17 protein-coding genes are annotated in these 16,855 nt (G+C 70.5%); 6 read left to right on the top strand and 11 right to left on the bottom strand.

The genetic code is table 11. The features are described 5' to 3' along the window. Positions 1 to 45: 45 nt before the first annotated feature. From H5368_RS04520 to H5368_RS04510, 3 genes are read right to left on the bottom strand one after another with little or no spacing between them, the layout of a single operon-like run. Positions 46 to 930, bottom strand: a complete 885-nt coding sequence (locus H5368_RS04520) for a DUF4097 family beta strand repeat-containing protein (RefSeq protein WP_182821774.1) — start codon at positions 928 to 930, stop codon at positions 46 to 48. A gap of 43 nt (positions 931 to 973) precedes the next feature. After that, positions 974 to 1,537 (bottom strand): hypothetical protein, encoded by a 564-nt coding sequence (locus H5368_RS04515; RefSeq protein ID WP_182821772.1) that lies wholly within the window; start codon positions 1,535 to 1,537, stop codon positions 974 to 976. Next, positions 1,534 to 2,109: a sigma-70 family RNA polymerase sigma factor gene (locus H5368_RS04510; protein ID WP_223878033.1), complete on the bottom strand. Its 576-nt coding sequence runs from the start codon at positions 2,107 to 2,109 to the stop codon at positions 1,534 to 1,536. The genes H5368_RS04515 and H5368_RS04510 overlap by 4 nt, the downstream gene beginning before the upstream one ends. Before the next feature lie 109 nt (positions 2,110 to 2,218). On the opposite strand from H5368_RS04510, the gene H5368_RS04505 reads away from it, so the two are divergent. Then, positions 2,219 to 3,748 carry a fumarate hydratase gene (locus H5368_RS04505; protein ID WP_182821768.1) on the top strand — a complete coding sequence of 510 codons (1,530 nt, stop codon included), beginning with the start codon at positions 2,219 to 2,221 and terminating at the stop codon, positions 3,746 to 3,748. Between the two features lie 63 nt (positions 3,749 to 3,811). On the opposite strand, the gene H5368_RS04500 is transcribed toward H5368_RS04505, so the two are convergent. The 5 genes from H5368_RS04500 to H5368_RS04480 form a co-directional block, all read right to left on the bottom strand. Beyond that, entirely contained in the window at positions 3,812 to 5,077 is a 1,266-nt protein-coding gene (locus tag H5368_RS04500; protein ID WP_182823754.1) for a phospholipase D-like domain-containing protein, read from the bottom strand. Positions 5,078 to 5,186: 109 nt separating this feature from the next. Next, a complete protein-coding gene (locus H5368_RS04495; protein WP_255486447.1) occupies positions 5,187 to 6,248 on the bottom strand; it encodes a phospholipase A in 1,062 nt (353 codons plus the stop codon). Positions 6,249 to 6,360: 112 nt separating this feature from the next. Further along, positions 6,361 to 6,846: a DUF456 domain-containing protein gene (locus H5368_RS04490; RefSeq protein ID WP_182821764.1), complete on the bottom strand. Its 486-nt coding sequence runs from the start codon at positions 6,844 to 6,846 to the stop codon at positions 6,361 to 6,363. Positions 6,847 to 6,914: 68 nt separating this feature from the next. Next, positions 6,915 to 7,400 (bottom strand): glycine zipper 2TM domain-containing protein, encoded by a 486-nt coding sequence (locus H5368_RS04485; RefSeq protein ID WP_182821762.1) that lies wholly within the window; start codon positions 7,398 to 7,400, stop codon positions 6,915 to 6,917. An 83-nt stretch (positions 7,401 to 7,483) separates the two neighbouring features. Continuing rightward, the gene (locus H5368_RS04480) at positions 7,484 to 7,966 is read right to left on the bottom strand and encodes a hypothetical protein (RefSeq protein WP_255486346.1); all 483 of its coding nucleotides are present in this window, start codon (positions 7,964 to 7,966) and stop codon (positions 7,484 to 7,486) included. Positions 7,967 to 8,031: 65 nt separating this feature from the next. Here H5368_RS04480 and H5368_RS04475 point away from each other — a divergent pair, with 65 nt between their 5' ends. After that, positions 8,032 to 8,835 carry a tRNA threonylcarbamoyladenosine dehydratase gene (locus H5368_RS04475; protein ID WP_182821760.1) on the top strand — a complete coding sequence of 268 codons (804 nt, stop codon included), beginning with the start codon at positions 8,032 to 8,034 and terminating at the stop codon, positions 8,833 to 8,835. Here H5368_RS04475 and H5368_RS04470 read toward each other — a convergent pair. Both H5368_RS04470 and H5368_RS04465 read right to left on the bottom strand, forming a co-directional pair. Next, the gene (locus H5368_RS04470) at positions 8,832 to 9,593 is read right to left on the bottom strand and encodes a TatD family hydrolase (protein WP_182821758.1); all 762 of its coding nucleotides are present in this window, start codon (positions 9,591 to 9,593) and stop codon (positions 8,832 to 8,834) included. The genes H5368_RS04475 and H5368_RS04470 overlap by 4 nt on opposite strands. Positions 9,594 to 9,596: 3 nt before the next feature. Beyond that, the gene (locus tag H5368_RS04465) at positions 9,597 to 9,827 is read right to left on the bottom strand and encodes a DUF6116 family protein (protein WP_182821756.1); all 231 of its coding nucleotides are present in this window, start codon (positions 9,825 to 9,827) and stop codon (positions 9,597 to 9,599) included. A gap of 182 nt (positions 9,828 to 10,009) precedes the next feature. On the opposite strand from H5368_RS04465, the gene H5368_RS04460 reads away from it, so the two are divergent. The 4 genes from H5368_RS04460 to H5368_RS04445 all read left to right on the top strand — a co-directional run bounded on the left by H5368_RS04460 (position 10,010) and on the right by H5368_RS04445 (position 15,111). Next, entirely contained in the window at positions 10,010 to 10,828 is an 819-nt protein-coding gene (locus H5368_RS04460) for a glycine zipper 2TM domain-containing protein (protein ID WP_182821754.1), read from the top strand. A 156-nt stretch (positions 10,829 to 10,984) separates the two neighbouring features. Further along, complete coding sequence (locus tag H5368_RS04455; protein ID WP_182821752.1) at positions 10,985 to 12,154, top strand: acyl-CoA dehydrogenase family protein; 1,170 nt, start codon at positions 10,985 to 10,987, stop codon at positions 12,152 to 12,154. A gap of 59 nt (positions 12,155 to 12,213) precedes the next feature. Beyond that, positions 12,214 to 12,768: a GNAT family N-acetyltransferase gene (locus tag H5368_RS04450; RefSeq protein WP_182821750.1), complete on the top strand. Its 555-nt coding sequence runs from the start codon at positions 12,214 to 12,216 to the stop codon at positions 12,766 to 12,768. Positions 12,769 to 12,828: 60 nt separating this feature from the next. Then, a complete protein-coding gene (locus H5368_RS04445; RefSeq protein WP_182821748.1) occupies positions 12,829 to 15,111 on the top strand; it encodes a thiamine pyrophosphate-dependent enzyme in 2,283 nt (760 codons plus the stop codon). Positions 15,112 to 15,140: 29 nt separating this feature from the next. Here the strand turns inward: H5368_RS04445 and H5368_RS04440 are convergent, their stop codons facing one another. Further along, positions 15,141 to 16,790: an EAL domain-containing protein gene (locus H5368_RS04440; protein WP_220486496.1), complete on the bottom strand. Its 1,650-nt coding sequence runs from the start codon at positions 16,788 to 16,790 to the stop codon at positions 15,141 to 15,143. Between the last annotated feature and the right edge of the window lie 65 nt (positions 16,791 to 16,855).

Below are 16,855 nucleotides of genomic sequence, written 5' to 3'. Positions count from 1 at the left end.
CGGGTGAAATCACGGCCGGCGGGCAGGCGCCGCCGGCCGCTGTGGTCAGTCGAGCGACAGGCGCGCGTCGCCGGAGAACGTCTCCAGCTTGACCTCGCCGTCGCCGCTGCCGTAGCGGTGTTCGAAGCTCGCGCCCGGGCCGTACTTCTTGCGCTTGACGTCGGCACCGGCCGCGTCGAGCGAGCCGCTGAAGCTGGCGCCGCTGGCGCGCGCGGACAGATCGCGGGGCAGCGTGAGGCGGATGTCGCCGCTCACCGACTCCAGCGTGATGCTGCCGCCGCTGGCCAGGCCGGTGCGGATGCTGGTGTCGCCCGATACAGAGCTTGCGTCCAGCCGGCGCAGGCGTTCGCCGCGGGTGTCGATGTCGATGTTGCCGGACACCGACTCGGCCTCGACGCTGCTGCCGATGCGCCCGCGCAGCGCGATGTTGCCGCTGACGCTGTCGACAGCAACCTCGCGGCTGTTGAGGTTCAGCCGCAGGTTGCCGCTCACGCTTTCGATGCTCGCTTCGCCCGGCGCGCCCACCGCAACCACCGCGCCGCTGACGCTCTCGATGTCGAGCTTCGCGCCGCCGACCCCGGTGACGTTGACGCTGGCGGCGACCGAGTCGACCTCCAGGCTGGCCTGGCGCGGGATGTCGATGACCAGGGTGGTCGGTTCGGAATTGCGGCTGTTGCGCGGGTAGCGGACCTCCACCGAGAGGCTGCGCTCGCCCCCTTCGATGACCAGGCGTTCCACGCCGTCGCCGAGGCTGCCGGTGATGCGGACTTCGGCGCGGTCCCAGGTGCGCACCTCGATGCTGCCCTTGAGGTTGGAGACTTCGACGCTGCCGCGGGCGTCGAGCGTGCGGGTTTCGTTGATCGGGGTGGCGGCGAAGGCCGGCGCGGCGAGGGCGGCGACGACGCCGGTGAGGAGTAGGGAACGGATCATGGCGGGCTCCAGGTGGTCGGGCGGGACGTGAGGGGATACGGCATCAGGCAAGCCGGCGTGCCAGCGACAGCCGCTGCGCATAGATGCGCTGCAGGCGCTGCACCAGGAACACGGCATCGGGGTCGCGCTCCAGCGCGGCGCGCACTTCGCCTGCGCTGCGGTCGAGTTCCGCCGCCACGCCGCCGGCGGCATCCGGCACCATGGTGGTGGCGCGCGCGGCATCCAGCTCGCGCAGCGCGCCGAGGTACTCGCGGGTCATGGCGTCGGCGACGCGCAGCAGTGGTGGGTCCTCAGCGGCATCGGCCGTGGCGGCCAGCGCGGCCTGCGCGGTCTGCGGGGCGGGGCGCGGCGCCAGCTGCCAGGCCACGGCCACCGCGACCAGCAGGGACGCGGCGATGGCGTATGGCACCAGCCGGGCAGGACCGCGGTGCCGCGCGCGAGCTCGCGCGTGGCCGCCGCGGGCAGTCGCCGGCGGGCGCGCCAGCTGTGTGGCGATCGCAGGCCAGAGGTCGCGCTGTGGCGCCACGTCCCGGCGCAAGGCGGCGAGCCGCGCGTGCAGGTCCGGCGGCAGGCTGCCGTGGTCGGCGTCGTGATTGTCGTGGTTCATGCGAAGTCTCCAAGTCGCGTGCGGAGCAGCCGGCGCGCGCGGTGCAGCTGCGCCTTGGAACTGCCCACCGCCATGTCGAGGGTCATGGCGATCTCGTCGTGGCTCCAGCCCTCGATGTCGAACAGCACCAGCACCGCGCGGGCGCGCGGCGGCAACGACGCCACCGCGCGGTCGAGGTCGAGCGCCAGCGCGGTGCCGTGGCCGGCGGAATCGGCGCCGGCCAGCGCGTCGATCACGTCGCCGTCGTCGCCATCCAGCCCCGGCCGTGCATTGCGTGCGCGCAGGTCCATCAAGGCGGTGTTCACCGCCAGCCGGTGCAGCCAGGTGCCGAAGGCGCTGTCGCCGCGCCACTGCGGCAGCGCCCGCCAGGCGCGCAGGAAGGCCTCCTGCACGAGGTCCTCGGCGCGTGCGTGCTGCCAGCCGGCCAGCCGCAGCACCACGCCGTGCACGCGCGCTGCGTGGCGGCGGTACAGCGCCTCGAAGGCCGCGGCATCGCCTGCCGCCGCGGCGCGCGCCAGCGGCAGGTCACGGTCGCCGGCATCGGTGGCCCGGTCGTGGCAGGGGGCGGTCATCGCGGCATCGAGCATACCCAGTCGGATGCACCGTCATGCCGGAAGGTTTAAGCCGCGCCTGCACGGCAGCGTAAAATGCGCGATTGACCCGCCAGCAGCCGAGCCAGCCGTGACCGCCACCGCCATTCGCCAGGACGACCTGATCCAGAGCATCGCCGATGCCCTGCAGTACATCAGCTACTACCACCCGGTGGACTACATCCGGAACCTGGCCGCGGCCTACGAGCGCGAGGAGTCGCCGGCGGCGAAGGATGCGATGGCGCAGATCCTGATCAATTCGCGCATGTGCGCCGAGGGCCACCGGCCGATCTGCCAGGACACTGGCATCGTCACCGTGTTCCTCGAGATCGGCATGGACGTGCGCTGGGACGACGCCACCATGGGCGTCGAGGACATGGTCCACGAAGGCGTGCGCCGCGCCTACGCGCACCCCGACAACAAGCTGCGCGCGTCGGTGCTGGCCGACCCCGCCGGCAAGCGCATCAACACCCGCGACAACACGCCGGGGGTGGTGAACTTCAAGGTGGTGCCGGGCAGCAAGGTCGACGTGATCGTGGCCGCCAAGGGCGGCGGCTCGGAGGCCAAGGCCAAGTTCGCGATGCTCAATCCGTCCGACTCCATCGTCGACTGGGTGCTGAAGACGGTGCCCACCATGGGCGCGGGCTGGTGCCCGCCGGGCATGCTCGGCATCGGCATCGGCGGCACCGCGGAGAAGGCGATGCTGCTGGCCAAGGAGGCGCTGATGGAGCCGATCGACATCGTCGACCTGCAGGCGCGTGGCGCGTCGAATCGGGCGGAGGAACTGCGCCTGGAGCTGTACGACAAGGTCAACGCGCTCGGCATCGGTGCGCAGGGCCTGGGCGGGCTGACCACGGTGCTGGACATCAAGGTCAAGGACTACCCGACCCACGCCGCCAACCTGCCGGTGGCCATGATCCCCAACTGCGCGGCCACGCGCCATGCGCACTTCACGCTCGACGGCAGTGGTCCGGTGATGCTGGACCCGCCGTCGCTGGAGGACTGGCCGAAGCTGGTGCACGACACGTCCAAGGGCCGCCGCGTCGACCTGGACACGGTCACGCCGGAGGAGGTCGCCAGCTGGAAGCCGGGCGAGACACTGCTGCTCAACGGCAAGCTGCTGACCGGCCGCGATGCGGCGCACAAGCGCATGGTGGGCATGCTCGACCGCGGCGAGCCGCTGCCGGTCGATTTCCGCGGCCGCTTCATCTACTACGTGGGGCCGGTGGATCCGGTGCGCGACGAGGTGGTGGGACCCGCCGGTCCGACCACGGCAACGCGCATGGACAAGTTCACGGAGCAGGTGCTGAGCCAGACGGGCCTGCTCGGCATGATCGGCAAGGCGGAGCGGGGGCCGGTGGCGATCGAGGCGATCCGCAAGCACAGGTCGGCGTACCTGATGGCGGTCGGCGGTTCGGCCTACCTGGTGTCCAAGGCGATCAAGGCGGCGCGGGTGGTCGGCTTCGAGGACCTGGGCATGGAGGCGATCTACGAGTTCACGGTGCAGGACATGCCGGTGACGGTGGCGGTCGATTCCACCGGCGAGTCGGTGCACGAGACCGGGCCGCGGGAGTGGCAGTCGCGGATCGGGCGAATTCCGGTGGTGGTGGAGTCGGTCTGAGCTTCGCGGAAGCTGGTTTCTCGCGAAGGCGCGAAGGCGCGAAGGGGGGGCGGGGGGAAGCGCCTAGAGCTGGGAGCGGATGGGGCGGACGATCTGTTCGGCGAGTTTCTCGCGCAGCGGGCGCCGCTCCCACATTTCGTGGGAGTACTGTTTGGCGTGCTTCAGGTCGTCCTCGAACACCTGGGTCATGCGTTCGGCGAAGGCGTGGTCGTAGACGTTGAGGCTCGCCTCGTCGTTCAGGCGGAACGAGCGGATGTCGAAGTTGGTGGAGCCCACCGAAACCAGTTCGCGGTCCACGACCAGCAGCTTCACGTGGATCATGGTGGGCTGGTATTCGTGGATCTCGATGCTGGCCTGCAGCAGCTCGCCCCAGCTGGCCTTGGATGACAGGCGCACGGTCTCGGAGTCGATGTGCTTGCCGGGCAGCATCACGCGCACCTTCACCCCGCGCTTGCGGGCGGCGATCAGCGCCTTGGTGATCAATTCGTCCGGCACGAAGTAGGACGCGGTCAGGTCGATGCTGTGTTCGGCGGCGGCGATGGACGACAGGTACATCAGGTGCATGCTTTCGCTGCCGCCGGCGGGCGAGGCGATGAACAGGTGTGCGTCCATCTCGCCGGCCGGCCCGATCTCGGGGAAGTAGTCGGGGCCGTTGAGCAGCTCGCCGGTGGTCTTGATCCAGTTGTCGTTGAACGCGGCCTGCATCTGCGCCACGGCCGGGCCCTCGATGCGGAAGTGGGCTTCGCGCCAGTGGTCGGGATCCTGCGCGTGGCCAGTCCACTGGTCGGCGATGCCGACGCCGCCGGTGAAGCCGACACGCCCGTCAATCACCAGCAGCTTGCGGTGGGTGCGGTTGTTCATGCGGCCGAGGTTGTACCAGTGCAGCGGCCGGTAGCGCTCGACGCGCACGCCGGCGGCGTCCATGCGCTCCAGCAGCTCCGCGTCCATCTTGATGCTGCCCACCCAGTCGACCACCAGGTGCACGCGCACGCCGTCGCGGGCACGGGCGGCCAGCGCGTCGGCAAACTTGCGGCCGATGTCGCCCGACCAGTAGATGTAGGTCTCGAAGGTGATGGTCTTCTCGGCGGCGGCAATCGCCTCGAGCATCGCCGGGAAGATCTGGTCGCCGTTCTGGTAGTCGACCACATGGTTGCCGGGCAGGATCGCCGGGCCCAGCAGCACCGACATCTCGCGGCGGAACTGCGGGTCGGCCACGGCGTGCGTGTGCTCGACCTTGCGTTCGATCTTCTTCTCGGGCGTGGTGAAATTCATCGCCACTACCACGGCCAGTACCGTGGCGATGACGGTCAGGACGATGGTCCAGGCCATTTTCTTGCGGCTCCAGGTGCGGCGGGTCATGCAGTCCCCTCGGCGGTCTCTGGCCGGGTGCGCCTACTGTGGGTGCCGGGTATTCAGCATCGCGTGAAACCGGGCGCGCTCAGAACCAGTCGATCACCGAAATGCCGAAGCCGACATACGTCGCGCGATGGTCGTAGTCGAGCATGCTCTCGCCGTAGCCGTCGAACAGCTGCAGGTGGCCGCGCAACTGGTTGCTGATCGGGAAGCCCCAGTCGAACTGCAGCGCGCCGTGCGAATCCTCGCCGCCGCGCAGCGAGTGGCGCGCCATCAGCGAATACACCTGGCCGTCGTCGCGGGTGTGCACCAGGGTGACATCGCCGCGGCCGAGGTAGTTTTCGATCCCGGGATTGTCGTCATTGCCGCCGTCGGACAGCCGGATCCACGGGCGGAACGTCAGCGCCCAGTTGTCGCGGTCGAGCCCGACGTTGAACATCACCCGGTTCCAGCTGCGCGACAGCGGATCGGGGCGTCCGTTCGACTGGTGGTTGATGCCGATCGCCGCCATCCGCCCCTTCCAGCCCAACAGGCTGTAGTTGTTGCGGACCACGAGCAGCACTTCCGGCTCGTAGTTGGTCTCGCGGAACGGGCGCGAGGCGTCGCTGTTGAGCACCTGCCAGCGCGAGCTCTGCGTATAGCCCATCCACACGTCGCCGTTGTCGCCGAAGATGTTCTCCAGCGCCTTGGTCTTGAAGCTGATCTGGAACTTGGTCTCGAACTCGTCGGTGTCCATCGCCTGCGGCTCGACGCCGGGCGACGAACTCGCGGGCGAGCCGTTCTGGTCGCTGCTCCAGAACACCGGCAGCAGGTACACCGGCTTGTAGGCGCGCATGTTGAACGTGCCGAGCTTGGAGTCGCGCGCGAGCTCCCAGCGGCCGTCGAGCAGCGAGCCGCGGCCGGCGTTGGCCAGCGCCTCGCGGCGCGGATCATCGTCGTGCGGGTAGAAGTCGCTGCTGGTGTCGGCCGCCCGCGCCCGCGCCGGTGTGCTTTCGGGCGCTGCATCCTCCGCGCGTGCGCGCGCCGCGGCTTCGTCGGCGGCCTGCGGCGATCTCGCCTGGCGGCCCGCGGCGAGGTCATAGCAGGCAAGGCGCTCGACATCGATCTCCATCGCGACGCAGGCGACCGGGCTGGCGGGCAGCGGCATGGACTCGGCCAGCGCCGCAAAGGGCAGGGCACACAGCAGGGGCAGGACGGCCGGCAGGCGTGGTGGCATGGGGGGCTTGATCGCGGAACGTGGCGCGCAGTCTAGCGTGGCCTCACAGGAACCATGCGAAGGCGAACAGCCCGAGCATCGCGAAGGCCAGCGCGAGTTTCAGCACGACTCCGAACACGATGCCCAGCCAGGTGCCGAATCCGACCCGGGTCGCCTGCCCCACATCGCGCCCGTGCATCAGTTCGCCGGCCAGCGCGCCCACGAACGGGCCCGCGAACAGGCCCACCGGGCCGAAGAACAGGCCGGCGAAGGTGCCGAGGATCGCGCCGGCGACCGCCTTGCCGCTGGCGCCCACGCGCTTGGCACCGAGCGCGGTGGCCCAGAAGTCGATCACGATCGAGAGCACGGTCAGCACGCCAAGGACGGCGAGCGTGGCCACGCCGATCTGCTCGAATCCGCCAGCCCAGGCCGCAAGCAGCATGCCGGCGAACACCAGCGGCAGGCCGGGAAGCGCCGGCATGATCGTGCCGATGATGCCCGCCACCACCAGGATCGCGGCAAGGACGTAATAGAGGGACTGTGCATCCATGTGGGCAGCCTGCCTGTGCAAGGACGGCCCGCAATGCGGGCCGTCCGGGGAACAACGGGGGATGCGACTCAGCGCATCGTGGCGCGGCCACCTGCCACGCGCACGTACGAGCCTTCGCGGATGCCGCCGAGGTCGGTCTGGGTGACCACCGTCATGCGGCCGTTGTCGAGGCGCACGTGCACGTCATAGACCGAGTCGCCCTGCACGCGGTTCTGGATCGCGTTGCCGGCCACCGCGCCGCCGACCGCGCCGGCGACCGTCGCGGTGTTGCGGCGGCCCTCGCTGTCGGTGCTGCGGCCGGCGATCTCGCGCGCGGCCACGGCGCCCACCACGCCACCCAGGACCGCACCGGTGGCGTTGGGGGTGTTGCCGCCACGCGCGCGGTGGTCGATGCGGGTGACCACGCCGCAGTCCTGGCAGGCGTAGTTGGACGAGCCGGTGTTGCCGTAGCCACCGCCCGAATAACCGGGCGAGTACCCGGGCGACGTGCTGGCGCAGCCCACCAGAGTGAGCGCGGCAAGCGCGGTGGTGGCACCGATCAGGCGAATGTTCATTGCGTTGCTCCTGCGATCACGGGGGAGGCGGGAAGGAGTGACTTCCACCCGGCGACCTTAGGAGCAGCCTCGTGAACAGCCGATCAACCGCGGAAATCGCGATGGCAGGCCTTGCAGTCCTCGCCGATCGCCTCGGTGGTCGCCTTCAGGCCGGCGCAGTTCATGGGCGGTGACGCCAGCGCACCGTCGATCCCGGCGCGGAACTTGCCGGCATGGTCGGCGAAGCGGCTGTCGTCGCGCAGGTCGGCGAACGCGGGCTCCAGGTCGTTGCCCAGCGTGCGCAGCGCCTGCAGGTGCGGCAGCACGTCGGTCGGCGCGCAACGGTTGGCCTGCAGCGCGTCGCGCAACTGCGCGCTGTGCGCGGACAGCAGCTGCATGGCGGCGTGCGGGTAATGGTCCTGCCAGGTCTTGCGCGCTTCGAGCGTGCGCAACAGCATCACTACCGCAATCACGCCAAGCACCAGCCCGAGCAGGAACACGAACAGGTAGCGGGCCGCCGACGACGGCGGCTTGCCCGCCATGCTGGCGGGACGGGCGTGGGGCGTGGCGTCTGGCGGCATGGACATGCGGGCACTCCGGCTGGCGGTGGGTCAGCGCCGATTGTATGCGGCGCTCCCGCTAAAATGGGCGCATGGACAAGCACTGGCAGGACAGGTTCGCGGGCATCGACCGCCTTTACGGACGCGGCGCGGTGGAGCGCCTTGCCGCCTGCCACGTCGCGGTGGTCGGGCTGGGCGGCGTGGGCTCATGGGTGGCGGAGGCGCTGGCGCGCAGCGCGGTGGGCAGGCTCACGCTGATCGATGCCGACGACCTGTGCGTCTCCAACACCAACCGCCAGCTGCCGGCCTTGGAAGGCCAGTACGGGCGCGCCAAGGTCGAGGCGATGGCCGAGCGCTGCCGCGCGATCAATCCGGCGATGACGGTCGATGCCGTGCCGAGCTTCCTCACGCCGGCCAACCTCGACGAGCTGCTGGACCGCGGCTACGACCTGGTCATCGATGCCTGCGACAGTTTCCGCAGCAAGGTGGAGGCGATTGCCTGGTGCCGGCGCCGCAAGCTGCGCCTCATCACCGTGGGTTCGGCCGGCGGTCGCGTGGATCCCACCCTGGTGCGCGTGCGCGACCTGTCCAGGACCGAGCACGACGCGATGCTGGCCCTGGTGCGGCGCAAGCTGCGCGGCGAGTTCAATTTCCCCAAGGGGCCGCGGCGCTACTTCAGCGTGCCGGCGGTGTATTCGCTGGAGAATGTGCGCTATCCGCAGGCCGATGGAAGCGTCTGCGGCCTGCGCCCGCAGGTCGGCGGTGCCGAGGCGCTCAACCTCGACTGCGGTGGCGGCCTGGGCGCGGCCACGCACATCACCGGTGCATTCGCGTTCGCCGCGGCGGGCAAGGCGCTGGAGATGCTGCTGGCGCGTGCGCAGCCGCGCGAAGCCTAGCCGAGCGCGAACAGGCGGCGCGCGTTGGCGCTGGTGGCGTCGGCGACCACGCTGGCATCCACGCCGCGCAGCGCGGCGATCGTCGCGCACACCACCGCGAGCCGCGCCGGTTCATTGCGCTGGCCGCGGAGCCCGGCGTCGGGCTGGTCCGGCGCGTCGGTTTCCAGCAGCAGGTGTTCGATCGGCATGTCCGCGGCCAGCCGGCGCAGCCGCTGCGCGCGCTCGTAGGTCACCGGTCCGCCAAGCCCGAGCAGGAAGCCCTCGCGCCACAGCACCTCGGCTTGCTGGCGACTGCCGGAAAAACTGTGCACCACGCCGCGCAGGCCGCCGATGCGCCGGATCGCGGCGATCACCGCGTCCACCGCGCGGCGCGCGTGCACGATCACCGGCAGGTCGAACTCGCGCGCAAGCCGCAGCTGGCCGTCGAACCAGTGCGCCTGCCGCGCCGGGTCCAGGCCATCCACGAAGTAATCGAGGCCGCATTCGCCGACCGCCACCGGGCGCTCGCGCGCAAGCCAGGCATCCAGCTGCCCGAGGTCTCCCGGGCGGTGGTGGGCGAGGAAGGTCGGATGCAGGCCGTAGGCCGGGTACAGGCCAGCGTCGAGAGCGGCGGCATCGCGGAGGCCCGGCCAGGCATCGGCGTGCGTCGCCGGCAGCACCTGCATGCGCACGCCCGCCGCGCGCGCACGCGCGACCACGTCCGCGCGATCGGCGTCGAACTCCACTGCGTCGAGATGGCAATGGCTGTCGACCAGCATGTTTCAGCCGCGCCGGGCTTCGCCGTCGATGGTGGACTTCGCTGTCCCGCCCGCGGGCCGCTTGCGGCGCGCGAGCAGCAACGCACCCAGGCCGAACAGGATCTCGTCGACGAACGGCAGCGGATCCGGGACCACGAGGGTGACCAGGAACAGGCCAGCGGCCGCCATGAACAGCTTCGGGAAGCTCAGGCGACCCAGCCATCGCATCAGCGGGATCAGCAGGGGATTGGGCATGGCGACACTCCACGGGCGTGCGATGCGGGCACGCTAGCACGCGGCCGGGTGTGGCCTGGTTCACGGATCGGCAAGCTTGCGGGCGCGGTGGCCGGTGCCTGTTCAGGAAGGAAGTGTTCGAATCCCGTTATCCGCGGAACCTTCCGCACGATCCGCCGGTACCGCCCACGAGGAGGCGCTCCATGAAGAACAACACGCTAGCCATTGCCCTCGCTTCACTGCTCGTCGGTGGCGTTGCCGTCGCCGCCTTCCAGGGTGGTCGCACGGACCAGCCGCGCGCCGACATCGCCGCCGCCGGCACCTCGCTCGACGTCAACGGCGACGCCTCCGAGCCGCGCCTCGAGGATGGCGCCATCCCGAGCGCGGGTCGCCTTGAATATGCCGACGTCGTCGCCGTCAAGCCGGTGACCGAGCGCGAGGCGCTGTTCGCCACCGTGATCGGCTCCGAGGCGATCCGCGAAACCACCACCAGCTCCAGCCCGCGCCAGGTGTGCGAGGACGTGGTGGTGCAGGAACGCCTGCCCGAGCGCGACGGCAACATCGGCGGCACGGTCGCGGGCGCGGTGATCGGTGGCCTGGTCGGCAACCAGGTCGGCGGCGGCAACGGCCGCAAGCTGGCCACCGTGGCCGGTGCCGTTGGTGGCGGTTATGCCGGCCGCGCGGTGGATCGCCGCCATGTCGGTGGCCAGGTCGTGGAACGCGTCGACCGCCAGTGCCGCACCGTGCAGGACAGCGCACAGTCCTCGCGCGTGGTCGCCTACAACGTGACCTACCGCAACCCCGATGGCACCACCGGCACCATGCGCACCGACAGCAAGCCCGGCAACCGCATTCCGCTCGGCAACCAGGACGTGACCGTCGGCTACGACGTCACCTACCGCTACGACGGCGACGAGCGCAGCATCCGCATGGTCGAGCGCCCCGGCGACCGCCTGCCGGTGATCGATGGCCAGGTGGTGACCCAGGTCGCCAGCGTCGACGGCGACAGCGAACGCGGCTGATCGCCGAGCCACCACGCAGGCACTGACGCGGGCCCGGGATTTCCGGGCCCGCGTCGTTCCGGGGGGTCGCCGGCCGGGCCGGACCGGTGCCGTGGCCTGCCGGGCGCCGCCGACCATCGCTACAATGCCGGGTTTCCGCCGACCGGTTGCGCTTCCATGTCCCTGAATGCCCATGACCTCTACGACGTCCGCTCCCTGCTCAGCGACGAGGAGCGCGCCGTGCAGGACACGGTGGCGCGGTTCACCGACGAACGCGTGCTGCCGATCATCGGCGACTGCTTCGACCAGGGCCGCTTCCCGAAGGAGCTGATCCCGGAGATCGCCGCGCTCGGCCTGCTGGGCGCGACGCTTCCCGCCGAGTACGGCGGCTCGGAGCTCAACTACGTCAGCTACGGCCTGATCTGCCAGGAGCTGGAGCGCGGTGACAGCGGCATCCGCAGCTTCGCCAGCGTGCAGTCGTCGCTGTGCATGCATCCGATCTTCGCCTACGGCACCGAGGAGCAGAAGAAGCGCTGGCTGCCCGACATGGCCGCCGGCAAGGTGATCGGCTGCTTCGGCCTGACCGAGGCGCACGGCGGCTCCGACCCGGCCAACATGAAGACGCATGCCAGGCAGGACGGCGGCGACTGGGTCATCAACGGCGCCAAGATGTGGATCACCAACGGCAACCTGGCCGACATCGCCATCGTCTGGGCGCAGACCGACGACGGCATCCAGGGCTTCATCGTCGAGAAGGACTTCGCCGGCTTCAGCGCGCAGGAGATCAAGCACAAGATGAGCCTGCGCGCGTCGGTGACCAGCGGCCTGTTCTTCGACAACGTGCGCGTGCCCGAGGCCAACCGCCTGCCGAACGTCAAGGGCCTCAAGGGGCCGCTCGGCTGCCTGACCCAGGCGCGCTACGGCATCACCTGGGGGCCGATCGGCGCGGCGATCGCCTGCCTGGACGAGGCGCTGGAGTACAGCAAGGAGCGCATCCTGTTCGGCCGGCCGGTGGCCGCCACGCAGAGTGCGCAGATCAAGATGGCCGACTGGGCGCGGCGCATCACCGGCGCGCAACTGCTGAGCCTGCAGCTCGGCCGCCTGAAGGATGCCGGCAAGATGCAGCCCACCCAGGTGAGCCTGGCGAAGTGGAACAACTGCCGCATGGCCATCGACATCGCCCGCGAGGCCCGCGACCTGCTCGGCGGCGCCGGCATCACCACCGAACACTGCCCGATCCGCCACGCGCTGAACCTGGAATCGGTGATCACCTACGAGGGCACCGAGACCGTGCACCAGCTGGTGGTGGGCCGCGAGCTGACCGGCATCAACGCGTTCGCCGGCTGACTGCCGTCCGGGCGCCGCGCCGCGGCGCCCACTGCTCCACGCGATACAGGTGCGCTTCCATGGCCTTGACCGAGCCCTGCCTTGAAACCGATCGCCTGCTGCTGCGCCCGCCGCAGCTCGGCGACTTCGACCGCTACGCCGAACTGCTGGGCCACGAGCAGGCCGCGCGCCACATCGGCGGCCAGCAGCCGCGCGCGGCGGCGTGGCGCAAGTTCCTGCAGATGCCCGGTGCCTGGGCGGTGCAGGGCTTCGCCATGTTTTCAGTGATCGAGAAAGCAAGTGGCACCTGGCTCGGCCAGGTCGGTCCGTGGAAGCCGGAAGGCTGGCCGGGCAACGAGATCGGCTACTCCTTCCACCCCGATGCCTGGGGCAGGGGCTACGCCACCGAAGCCGCCACCGCCACGATCGACTGGGCGCTGGACAACCTCGGCTGGGACGGATTCATCCACTGCATCGCGCCGCAGAACCTCGCCTCGCAGCAGCTCGCCCGACGACTCGGCTCCACCCTGCGCGGACCCGGGCGCCTGCCCGCGCCGTATGAAGACGCGCCTGTCGACATCTGGGGCCAGAGCCGCGCGCAATGGCGCGCACGTGCCGCCACGCGCCCCACCTGACCCCCAATGCCCGAGTCGCCGCGCTGCCGGCGACGCCCTGACCACGGAAATCGCCACGCCATGTCGCAGCCTGTCCCACAGCCCATTCCCGCGCGCATGCGCGGCCTCAACCGCGCCGAGATCTGCGACGTCAATTTCAGCGAGTTCGTGCGCGGCTGGAACGGGCATGTCGATGCCCGGCCGTCGGCCGACGAGGCGATCCTCGATGGCAGCGCGCTCGACGCGCGCGGCTTCCGCGAGCTGTTCGAGTCGCAGCTGATCAGCCGCCACCTCGACCTGATGGCGCGCGTGCTGCGCGTGCAGGACAAGGTCTTCTACACCATCGGCTCCAGCGGCCACGAGGGCAATGCGATGGTCGCGCGGCTGACGCGGCATACCGATCCGGCGTTCCTGCACTACCGCTCCGGCGGCTTCATGGCCGAACGCTTCCGCAAGCTGCCGGGCATGGACCCGGTGATGGATTCGGCATTGTCGTTCGCCGCCAGCAAGGACGATCCGGCCAGCGGCGGCCGCCACAAGGTGTGGGGCAGCAAGCCGCTGTGGGTGCTGCCGCAGACGTCCACCATCGCATCCCACCTGCCCAAGGCGTTCGGCACGGCGGTGGCGATCGAACAGGGCCGGCGCATCGGCCATGCGCTGCCGATTCCCGCCGACAGCATCGCCATCTGCTCGTTCGGTGACGCGTCCAGCAACCACGCCACCGCGCAGACCGCGTTCAACGCCGCGGCCTGGACGGCGTACCAGAAGCTGCCGGCGCCGGTGCTGTTCGTCTGCGAGGACAACGGCATCGGCATCTCGGTGAAGACGCCCGACGGCTGGGTGGCGCGCAACTTCGCGCAGCGCCCGGACCTGGATTACTTCGCCGCGGACGGCCTCGACCTCGCCGCCGGCTACGGCGACGTGCAGCGCGCGGTCGAACACTGCCGGCGCACGCGTCGCCCGACCTTCCTGCACCTGCGCACCACGCGGATCATGGGCCACGCCGGCACCGACTTCGAGATCGAATGGCGGCCGCTGGAGGAGCTGTGCGCGGTGGAGGCGAGCGATCCGCTGCTGCGCTCGGTGGCGATCGCACTCGAGTCCGGGCTGATGTCGAAGGACGAGGTGCTCGCGCTGTACGAGGCGACGCGCGCCAGGTGCTTCGCCGCCGCCGAGGACGCCGACCGCCGCCCGCGCCTGGATTCGCTGGCAGACGTGATGGCGCCGCTCGCGCCGTACACGCCCGCGGCGGTGCAGGCCGAGGCCACCCGCGCCGACTTCGACGCGCGCCGGCTCGAGGTGTTCGGCGGCGAGGCGAAGCTGCCGGAGAACCAGCCGCCCAGGCACCTCGCCATCCAGATCAACCAGGCGTTGCACGACCTGTTCTGCAAGTACCCCGAGACCCTGCTGTTCGGCGAGGACGTGGCGCAGAAGGGCGGCGTGTACACCGTCACCAAGGGACTGCAGAAGGCGTTCGGTCCGCGCCGCGTGTTCAATACGCTGCTCGACGAGACGGTGATCCTCGGCCTGGCGCAGGGCTACGCCAACATGGGCCTGCTGCCGCTGCCCGAGATCCAGTACCTGGCGTACTTCCACAACGCCTGCGACCAGATCCGCGGCGAAGCGGCCAGCCTGCAGTTCTTCTCCAACGGCCAGTACCGCAACCCGATGGTGGTGCGCATCGCGTCACTCGGCTACCAGCGCGGCTTCGGCGGGCACTTCCACAACGACAACTCGATCACCGCGCTGCGCGACATCCCGGGCCTCGTGGTCGGCTGCCCGAGCCGTGGCGACGATGCCGCGACCATGCTGCGCACGCTGGCCGCGCTGGCCAAGGTCGACGGCCGCGTCTGTGCGCTGCTCGAACCGATCGCGCTGTACATGGCCAAGGACCTGCACGCGCCCGGCGACGGCGGCTGGCTGACCAGCTATCCGGCGCCCGGCGAGGCGATGACGCTCGGCGAAGGCCGCGTGTATGGCGAAGGCCACGACGACCTGGTGATCTTCACCTTCGGCAACGGCGTGCCGATGAGCCTGCGCGCCGCGCGCGCCATCGAGCAGACGCACGGCTGGAAGGTGCGCGTGGTCGACCTGCGCTGGCTGGTGCCGCTCAACGATGCCTTCATCCAGCAACAGGCAGCGAGCGCAAAACGCATCCTCGTGGTCGACGAAGGTCGGCGCAGCGCCGGCGTGGGCGAGGGCATCATCACCGCCGTGGTCGAAGGCGGGCATGGCGCGCTGCCGCTGCTGCGCGTGGTCGGCGCCGACACGTTCACGCCGCTCGCCGGTGCGGCGTTCCTGGTGATTCCCTCGGATGCCGAGATCGTGGCTGCCGCCGACCGCCTGGCCGTGCGCGCGCCGTAGCGCGTCGAGGCGCCACGCACCGGCGCGCGCTACGCCTGCGTGCGCAACAGCATCGCGAGTGTCTCGGCGTCCATCGGCCGCGCGATGCCGAAGCCCTGGCCGATGTCGCAGCCGGCAGCCACAAGCCAGTCGCGGGTGGCGTCGTCTTCGATCCCTTCGGCGGCCACGGTGGCGCCCAGTTCGTGCGCCAGGCCGATCATCGCCGTGACGATCGCCTGGTCCGAGCGCGAGTCGAGCACGGAGGTCACGAACGAGCGGTCGATCTTCAGCTCGTCGGGTGCCAGGCGGCGCAGGTTGACCAGCGAGGAGTGCCCGGCGCCGAAGTCGTCCACGGAGATGCCGATGCCCTGCGCGCGCAGCCGCGGCAGCGCCATGGCGACCAGATCAGGCTCACGCATCACGTCGGTCTCGGTGACCTCCAGCATCAGCCCGGGGCCGTGCCGGCGGTTGATGGCGATGATCGCGTCGACAAGCCCCGCGTCGGCCAGGTCGTTGGCCGAGATGTTCACCGAGACGTGCAGCGGCGGCTCCGCCACCGGCCACTGCCGGCGCTGCTGCAGGCCGCAGCGCACCAGGTGCAGGCTCATGGCGCCGATCACGCGCGCCTGTTCGGCAAGCGGCACGAACTCGTCCGGTGCCAGCGGGCCGCGCTGCGGGTGGTGCCAGCGGACCAGCAGTTCGGCGCCCAGCCAGCGGCCGCTGCGCAGGTCCAGCTTGGGCTGGAACGCGTAACCGAGGCGGCCGTGGTCGATGGCGTACTGCAGGTCGGCGAGCAACGCCAGGTCCTGCCTGGCGCAAGGCGCCACGGGCGCGCCCGCGCGCTGGCGCCTGCGCCATGCGAGGGTGCCGCCGCCGAGCATGATCAGCGCCCCCAGCGCGCCGCTGATCGCCGGCCACGGCAGTCCCCTCGGGGCGCTCAGGTTGCCGATCCATTCCACGTACAGGTCGTTCTGCGTTCCGCTGGCGCGCAGGCGTTCAAGCGAGGCGTCGATCCGCGCCACCAGGTCTGCGCGGCCGTGGCGGGCGGCGAAGACATAGCGGCGCTCCAGCAGCGGCGGGCTCAGTGCGACCATGTCGCGCAGGCCGTGCTGGTGGATGGCGTAGTAGCCGATGCCGGTGGGCGCGAGCGCATAGTCGGCCTCGCCACGGGCCACCGCGACCAGGGTGTCGGCCTCATTGTCGCGCTCCACCAGCACCACGCCGGGGCCGGCCTGCGTGCGCAGGGCTTCCCAGGCAAGGCCGGCATGCTGCACGGCCACGCGCACGTCGGCCAGCTCGTCGAGAGAATCCAGCACCGCCCGCGACCGCGGGCCGAACAGGGCATGGTGGCGGATCAGGAGCGGCTCGGTGAACAGGAAGCGCTGCTCGCGCTCGGCCGACCAGAACATCGGCACGATGTCGAGTTGGCCGCGGGCCAGGCGCTCCAGCGCGTCGTCCCATGCGCCCAGCTCGAAGCGCGGCTCCATGCCCAGGTCGCGCGCCACTTCACGCGCCAGCGCCACGTCGAAGCCGTCAGCCTGGCCGTTCGCGTCGATGAAATGGTAGGGCGGGTAATCGGCATCACCGCCGATGCGCAGCGTCTCCGCCGCCGTGGCGACCGCGATGGCCTGGGCGAAAAGTGCGATGGCCGCAAGCAGCCAGCCGGACCGCCTCGCCACTTCCCTGCCACGGCCGGTCATCGCCCTCCCCAAGGCTTCCATTGCGCGGCATCCGTTTGACCGTGGGCCATGTGTAGCACAGCCGG

It is taken from the genome of Luteimonas sp. MC1782 (assembly GCF_014164605.1).
Classification (GTDB): domain Bacteria; phylum Pseudomonadota; class Gammaproteobacteria; order Xanthomonadales; family Xanthomonadaceae; genus Luteimonas.
This window is presented reverse-complemented; position numbering and strand designations above follow the sequence as displayed.